Source organism: Archangium sp., assembly GCF_036388035.1.
Taxonomy (GTDB): Bacteria; Myxococcota; Myxococcia; order Myxococcales; family Myxococcaceae; genus Archangium.
Genome location: NZ_DASVSO010000486.1, coordinates 1 through 6,526, shown reverse-complemented (window position 1 = coordinate 6,526; position 6,526 = coordinate 1). Strand labels below are relative to the sequence as shown.

Genomic DNA, 6,526 nt, shown 5'->3' with positions numbered 1-6,526 from the left:
TGGCTGGCCTCGCTGGGCCGCAGCGACGCGGGGCAGAGCGGCTTCAATCAGGTCGTGGTCCCCAACGACAGCGCCTGGTTCACCTTCATGACCGTGGTCAGCCTGACGGCGGGTACCGCGTTCATCATGTGGCTGGGCGAGCGCATCACCGAGCGCGGCATCGGCAACGGCATCTCGCTCATCATCTTCGCGGGCATCGTGGCCGGCCTGCTCCCCAGCGGCAAGACGCTGCTGGACCTCGTGCAGCAGGAGGTCATCAGCCTCGCGGCCGTGGCGGCCCTGCTGGTGTTCATGGTCCTCGTGGTGGGCGTGGTGTGCTACGTCGAGCGCGGCATGCGTCGCATCCCGGTGCAGTATGCCAAGCGCATGGCCGGCCGCCGCATGTTCGCGGGTCAGGCCACCTACTTCCCGATGAAGGTGAACACCTCGGGCGTGATTCCCCCGATCTTCGCCGGCGCGCTGCTGTCCTTCCCGGCCACGCTGGGCACCTGGTTCCCGTTCCTCCAGGGCGTGCAGCGCAGCATCGAGTCCAGCCCCTGGGTGTACAACGGCATCTTCGTCCTGCTCATCATCTTCTTCTCGTACTTCTACACGGCGCTGACCTTCCGGCCGGACGACGTGGCGGACAACATCAAGAAGCAGGGCGGCTACATCCCGGGCATCCGTCCGGGTCGGCAGACGGCGGACTTCATCGAGGGCGTGCTCAACCGCATCACCTTCGGTGGCGCGCTCTACCTGGCGGCCATCTGCGTGGTTCCGTCCATCATCACCAACATGCTGGGTGTGCGCTTCACCTTCGGCGGCACGGCGCTGCTGATTGTGGTGGGCGTGGCGCTCGACACGGTGCAGCAGATCGAGGGTCACCTCATCAGCCGCAACTACGAGGGCTTCGCCGGTCCGCGCGGTCCCCGCATCCGTGGCCGCGTGCGCGTGGCAGCCTAGTTGAAGCAGTGCGTTCGCTGGCGCTCCTCCCCCCCAACCCCGGGGAGGGGCGCCTCGTCGTTCCAGGGGTGTTCGAGCAGCGCGGGAGAGGCGCCGTGACCCCCCGCATGCTCCTTCCTGACGAGCTGAGAGGAATACATGAACCTCATCCTGTTGGGCCCGCCTAACGCCGGGAAGGGGACCCAGGCGAAGAAGCTGTACGCGGATTTCAAGATTCCTCAGATCTCCACGGGCGACATCCTCCGCAAGGCGGTCCGCGAGGGCACCGAGCTGGGCAAGATGGCCGGGCCGTTGATGGCCGCGGGCGCCTACGTGCCGGACGAGATCGTCATCGGTATCGTGGAGGAGCGCCTGAAGGAGCCAGACTGCGCCCATGGCTTCGTGCTGGACGGGTTTCCCCGCACCATCCCCCAGGCCGAGGCGCTCGAGCGCATGCTCGCCAAGCTGGGCAAGAAGCTGGATGCGGTGGTGTCCCCGGAGGTGCCGCACGAGAAGCTCATCGAGCGCGGCTCGGGGCGTCGCTCCTGCCCCACCTGCGGGTCCGTCTACCACGTCTACCAGAGCCCCCCGAAGCGGGCGGGGTTCTGCGACAAGGACGGCACCGGGCTGGTCCAGCGCGAGGACGACAAGGCCGAGGTCATCGAGAAGCGTCTGAAGAAGTACGACGCGGAGACCGCGCCCCTGAAGCAGTTCTACGCGCAACGTGGCCTGCTCAAGAGCATCGACGGGGTGGGCTCTCCCGAGGGCATCTACGAGGAGATCAAGAAGGCCCTGGGCAAGGCCTGAGGGCCTCCAGGGCAGGCGGGAGGGCAGGGGAGGGGCGCGCGGACTGTGCTGCCGCCTCCCAGCGGTTCCAACAGGGTCGAGGCAGTCATGAGCCAGGTCGAGATCAAGAGCCAGGAGGAGATCGCCCTGATGCGCGAGGCGGGGCGCATCGTGAGTGAGATCCTGGACGAGCTCGAGAAGGCCGTGGCGCCGGGCGTCACCACCTGGGACCTGGACGCCCTCTCCGAGAAGCTCATCTACGCGAAGGGAGCCAGGCCGGCCTTCAAGGGCTACCGCGGCTTCCCGGCCTGCCTGTGCGCCTCGGTCAACCACGAGGTCGTCCACGGCATCCCCTCCAAGCGGCGCAAGCTGCAGGAGGGGGACCTGATGAAGCTGGACTTCGGGGTGGTGTACCGGGGCTTCTTCGGAGACTCGGCCCGCACGGTGCCGGTGGGGAAGGTGAGCTCCGAGGCCAAGGCCCTGCTGGACGCCACCCGGGAGTCACTGAACAAAGGTATCCAGGCCATGGTGGCCGGCAACCGCATCGGGGACATCGGCCACGCGGTCCAGAGTTATGTGGAGGCCCGTGGCTTCTCGGTGGTTCGCGACTTCACGGGCCATGGCATCGGCCGGCACCTCCACGAGAAGCCCGAGGTCCCCAACTACGGGCAGCCAGGCAGCGGCATGAAGCTCCGTCCGGGAATGGTCCTTGCGGTCGAGCCCATGGTGAACCAGGGCACTTACGAGGTGGACCTCCTCGACGACGACTGGACAGCCGTCACCCTCGACAACAAGCTTTCCGCGCACTTCGAGCACACGGTGCTCATCACCGAGGGAGGGCCGGAAGTTCTCACCCGCAGCAGGTAGGGGCAGGTGGGAGAAATTCGAGGGAGTACACGGGGGTTGGTAGGATTCCGTGGTTTACTGCGCGAGGATGCTTGTCACTTGCGGACCGAAGTGGTATCCCGCCGCGCTTCCAGAAGTTCAGGTGGTCCGCAAGAGGGTTATCTGATTGCCGAAGGATGATTCCATTGAAGTTGAGGGGACGGTCATGGAGCCCCTCCCGAACGCGATGTTCCGCGTGGTGCTGGACAATGGCCACAAGGTGCTCGCGCACATCTCGGGCAAGATGCGGATGCACTTCATCCGCATCCTCCCGGGCGACAAGGTGAAGGTGGAGCTGTCCCCGTACGATCTGTCCCGGGGCCGCATCACCTACCGGGCGAAGTAGAAGGGGCCTGCTTCCGCGGAATGGCGGACAGCCCCTCGAGGCTTTTCTCTAAAGCGTAAGGAAGGGAAGTACCGCCATGAAGGTTCGGGCGTCCGTCAAGAAGATTTGCGACAAGTGCAAGGTTGTCCGCCGCAAGGGCATCGTGCGCGTCATCTGCGCGTCCAACCCGCGGCACAAGCAGCGCCAGGGCTAGGGTCCACAGGACCTGAAGCTCCAGACCAACTCCACACCGAGGAACGAAGAAGATGGCTCGTATCGCTGGCGTCGACCTCCCGCCCAACAAGCGCGCGGTGATCTCGCTGCAGTACATCTACGGGATCGGCAGCAAGTCCGCCCACGACATCATCGAGGCTGCGGGGGTTGACCTCGCCACCCGGACCAAGGATCTCACCGAGGAGCAGACGCGGAAGATCCGTGAGGTTCTCGAGACCAATTACAAGGTCGAGGGTGACCTCCGTCGTGAGGTGACCATGAACATCAAGCGCCTGATGGACCTGGGCTGCTACCGCGGCCTGCGTCACCGCAAGGGCCTGCCGGTTCGTGGTCAGCGCACGCACACCAACGCGCGTACCCGCAAGGGCCCGAAGCGCGGCATCGTGCGCGCCAAGCCGGCGACGGCCGCTCGCTAGTTCTTCCACCTGCGCCGGCCCCGTGAGGAGCCGGCGTCGATCACCTGCTTCCAGGAGCAACGAGTTCCATGGCTGAAGAGACCAACGCGCCTGCGGCCCCTGCCGCTGCCGCCCCCGCGACGGGTGAGCCCGCCGCGGCGCGCAAGAAGAGCAAGAAGGGCAAGAAGAGCATCCTCAACGGCGTGGTCCACATCCAGTCCACGTTCAACAACACCATCATCACGATCACGGACGTGTCCGGGAACGTGATCTCCTGGTCCTCCGCCGGCGCCCGTGGCTTCAAGGGCAGCCGCAAGTCGACGCCGTTCGCCGCCCAGGTGGCCGCTGGCGACGCCGCCGCGAAGGCCATGGAGCACGGTCTGAAGAACGTGACGGTGCTGGTGAAGGGTCCGGGCGCGGGTCGTGAGTCCGCCCTGCGTGCTCTGGCCGCCGCCGGCCTGAAGATCGCCCTCATCCGCGACGTGACGCCCATCCCGCACAACGGCTGCCGTCAGGCGAAGCGCCGCCGCGTCTAGTTCCACTCCGGGCCGCTCTCTTCATGGAGAGCGGCCCTAGACCATCTTTACACGGAGAAGCATCGTGGCCCGTTATACCGCCTCCGCCTGCCGCATCTGCCGGCGTGAGAACCTGAAGATGTACCTGAAGGGTGACCGCTGCTACACGGACAAGTGTGCCATCGAGCGCCGCCCCTATCCCCCCGGTCAGCACGGCCAGGGCCGCGTGAAGTTCTCCGGCTACGGCGTGCAGCTGCGCGAGAAGCAGAAGGTCAAGCGCATGTACGGCCTGCTCGAGAGCCAGTTCCGCGGCTACTACCACCGCGCCTCCGCGGCCAAGGGCAAGACGGGTGAGAACCTCCTGCAGCAGCTGGAGCTCCGCCTGGACAACGTGGTGTTCCGCATGGGCTTCGCGGACACCCGCGCCGAGGCTCGCCAGCTGGTGCGTCACGGTCACTTCACGGTGAACGGCAAGCGGGTCAACATCCCGTCGTTCGCGGTGAAGCCGGGCGCCTCCATCGAGGTGGCCGAGAAGAGCCGGAAGATCCTCCGCATCTCCGAGGCGCTGGAGACCGTGGATCGCCGTGGCGTGCCGCAGTGGATCGACCTGGACAAGAAGGGCTTCAAGGGCACGGTGCGCACCGCTCCGAACCGCGAGGACCTCACCATGCCGATCCAGGAGCAGCTCATCGTGGAGCTCTACTCCAAGTAATCGGCTCCGCTCGCTCGCGAGCGAACCGCTGGAGCTGTCGTACGCGCCCTGGCCTCACCGCCGGGGCGTCGTGCTTCTGCCAGACCTCGTCCGTGCAGCCCGCGAGGCCTGGCGCTATCCAAGGAACCCCACGTGCCCATCCTCCCGCTCCTTGGCGGGTAAGTCGGTGGTGGCGCACGTCATGAGGAGCAGAAGAACATGGCTGACTCTTACATCGCGAAGAACTGGCGGGATCTCATCAAGCCGCGTCGGCTCGAGGTCGATCAGGACTCGCTCACCCCCACCTACGCCAAGTTCGTGGCCGAGCCGCTCGAGCGTGGCTTCGGTACCACGCTGGGCAACTCCCTGCGCCGCGTGCTCCTGTCGTCGCTGCAGGGCGCCGCCATCACCACCGTGAAGATCGATGGCGTGGATCATGAGTTCACCACCATCCCCGAGGTGGTCGAGGACGTCACGGACGTCGTGCTGAACCTGAAGGAGGTTCTCCTCCGGATGCACACGAACGAGCCCAAGACGCTCCGCATCGAGGCCGAGGGCCCCAAGGAGGTCAAGGCCGGTGACATCATCGCCGACCAGGACGTGGAGATCCTCAACCCGGGTCACCACATCTGCACCGTCTCCGAGGGTGGCAAGGTCCGCATGGAGCTGTCCTGCCGCCGCGGCCGTGGCTACGTGCCGGCCAACTCGAACAAGGTGGCGGGCTCGCCGATCGGCACCATCCCGATCGACTCGCTGTTCTCCCCCATCCGCAAGGTGAACTACCAGGTCACCAACGCCCGCGTCGGTCAGGTCACCGACTACGACAAGCTCACCCTCGAGGTGTGGACGGACGGTTCCGTCACCCCCCAGGACGCCGTGGCGTACGCCGCGAAGATCGTCAAGGAGCAGCTCACGGTGTTCGTCAACTTCGACGAGACCGAGGAGCCCGTGGCGGTCGAGGCCCCCAAGGAGGAGGCCAAGCTCAACGAGAACCTCTTCCGCTCGGTGGACGAGCTGGAGCTCTCGGTGCGCTCCGCCAACTGCCTGCAGCAGGCCAACATCAAGACCATCGGTGATCTCGTGCAGCGCACCGAGGCCGAGATGCTCAAGACCAAGAACTTCGGCCGCAAGTCCTTGAAGGAGATCAAGGAGATCCTCGCGGAGATGGGCCTGTCGCTCGGCATGAAGCTGGAGAACTGGCCTCCGAAGACCCCGCCGCCCGCTCCCGCCCCGAACGCGGGTGCCGCGGCCGCCGCCGCCGCAGCCGCCGCCGCTCCGAAGGCCTAGTCAGCTCTCGCAGGACCTCCTCTCGCGCGGTGGCATGGCAGCGTGCCGCGGGGGAGGAGGGGGCCTTCCCAGGCCCAACATGCAACGGTGGACCTCGTGTCGGGTCCATTCTTCCCACCCGGTACCTCGTACGGCCGGAGTGGTGGACCCGCTGAGGGTCCGGAGTCAGCACCATGCGTCATAAGATTGGACAGAGGAAGCTCCACCGCACCACGAGCCACCGGCTCGCGATGCTCCACAACATGGTCACCTCGCTGCTCGAGCACGAGGCCATCCGCACCACGCTGCCCAAGGCCAAGGAGGCCCGGGCGATCGCCGAGCGCATCATCACCCTCGGCAAGCGCGGTGGTCTGGCCAACGTGCGCCTCGCGGAGCGGACGGTTCGCAACCGCGCCATCCTCCAGAAGGTGTTCAGCGAGTACAAGACCCGGTACGCCACCCGCCCGGGCGGTTACACCCGCATCGTTCGCCTTGGCTTCCGCAAGGG

Annotated in this window: 10 protein-coding genes; all 10 read left to right on the top strand. The window is 66.3% G+C overall.

The window, feature by feature from the left end:
* A partial coding sequence (gene secY, locus VF697_RS19620) for a preprotein translocase subunit SecY (protein ID WP_331097204.1) occupies nucleotides 1–942 on the top strand: 942 nt, incomplete at its 5' end.
* Nucleotides 943–1,080: 138 nt separating this feature from the next.
* Nucleotides 1,081–1,728: an adenylate kinase gene (locus tag VF697_RS19615; protein ID WP_331097202.1), complete on the top strand. Its 648-nt coding sequence runs from the start codon at nucleotides 1,081–1,083 to the stop codon at nucleotides 1,726–1,728.
* A gap of 87 nt (nucleotides 1,729–1,815) precedes the next feature.
* Complete coding sequence (map, locus tag VF697_RS19610; protein ID WP_331097200.1) at nucleotides 1,816–2,574, top strand: type I methionyl aminopeptidase; 759 nt, start codon at nucleotides 1,816–1,818, stop codon at nucleotides 2,572–2,574.
* Nucleotides 2,575–2,719: 145 nt separating this feature from the next.
* Entirely contained in the window at nucleotides 2,720–2,938 is a 219-nt protein-coding gene (gene infA, locus VF697_RS19605) for a translation initiation factor IF-1 (protein WP_043409051.1), read from the top strand.
* A 76-nt stretch (nucleotides 2,939–3,014) separates the two neighbouring features.
* Entirely contained in the window at nucleotides 3,015–3,131 is a 117-nt protein-coding gene (rpmJ, locus tag VF697_RS19600) for a 50S ribosomal protein L36 (RefSeq protein WP_002633586.1), read from the top strand.
* A 52-nt stretch (nucleotides 3,132–3,183) separates the two neighbouring features.
* Nucleotides 3,184–3,567, top strand: a complete 384-nt coding sequence (gene rpsM / locus VF697_RS19595) for a 30S ribosomal protein S13 (protein WP_331097194.1) — start codon at nucleotides 3,184–3,186, stop codon at nucleotides 3,565–3,567.
* A 68-nt stretch (nucleotides 3,568–3,635) separates the two neighbouring features.
* Nucleotides 3,636–4,082, top strand: a complete 447-nt coding sequence (gene rpsK / locus VF697_RS19590) for a 30S ribosomal protein S11 (protein ID WP_331097192.1) — start codon at nucleotides 3,636–3,638, stop codon at nucleotides 4,080–4,082.
* A 64-nt stretch (nucleotides 4,083–4,146) separates the two neighbouring features.
* Nucleotides 4,147–4,773 carry a 30S ribosomal protein S4 gene (gene rpsD, locus VF697_RS19585; RefSeq protein ID WP_331097191.1) on the top strand — a complete coding sequence of 209 codons (627 nt, stop codon included), beginning with the start codon at nucleotides 4,147–4,149 and terminating at the stop codon, nucleotides 4,771–4,773.
* Between the two features lie 198 nt (nucleotides 4,774–4,971).
* Complete coding sequence (locus tag VF697_RS19580; RefSeq protein WP_331097189.1) at nucleotides 4,972–6,039, top strand: DNA-directed RNA polymerase subunit alpha; 1,068 nt, start codon at nucleotides 4,972–4,974, stop codon at nucleotides 6,037–6,039.
* 173 nt (nucleotides 6,040–6,212) lie between these two features.
* Nucleotides 6,213–6,526 (top strand): 50S ribosomal protein L17 (gene rplQ, locus VF697_RS19575; RefSeq protein WP_331097187.1); only part of this gene is annotated, 314 nt, incomplete at its 3' end.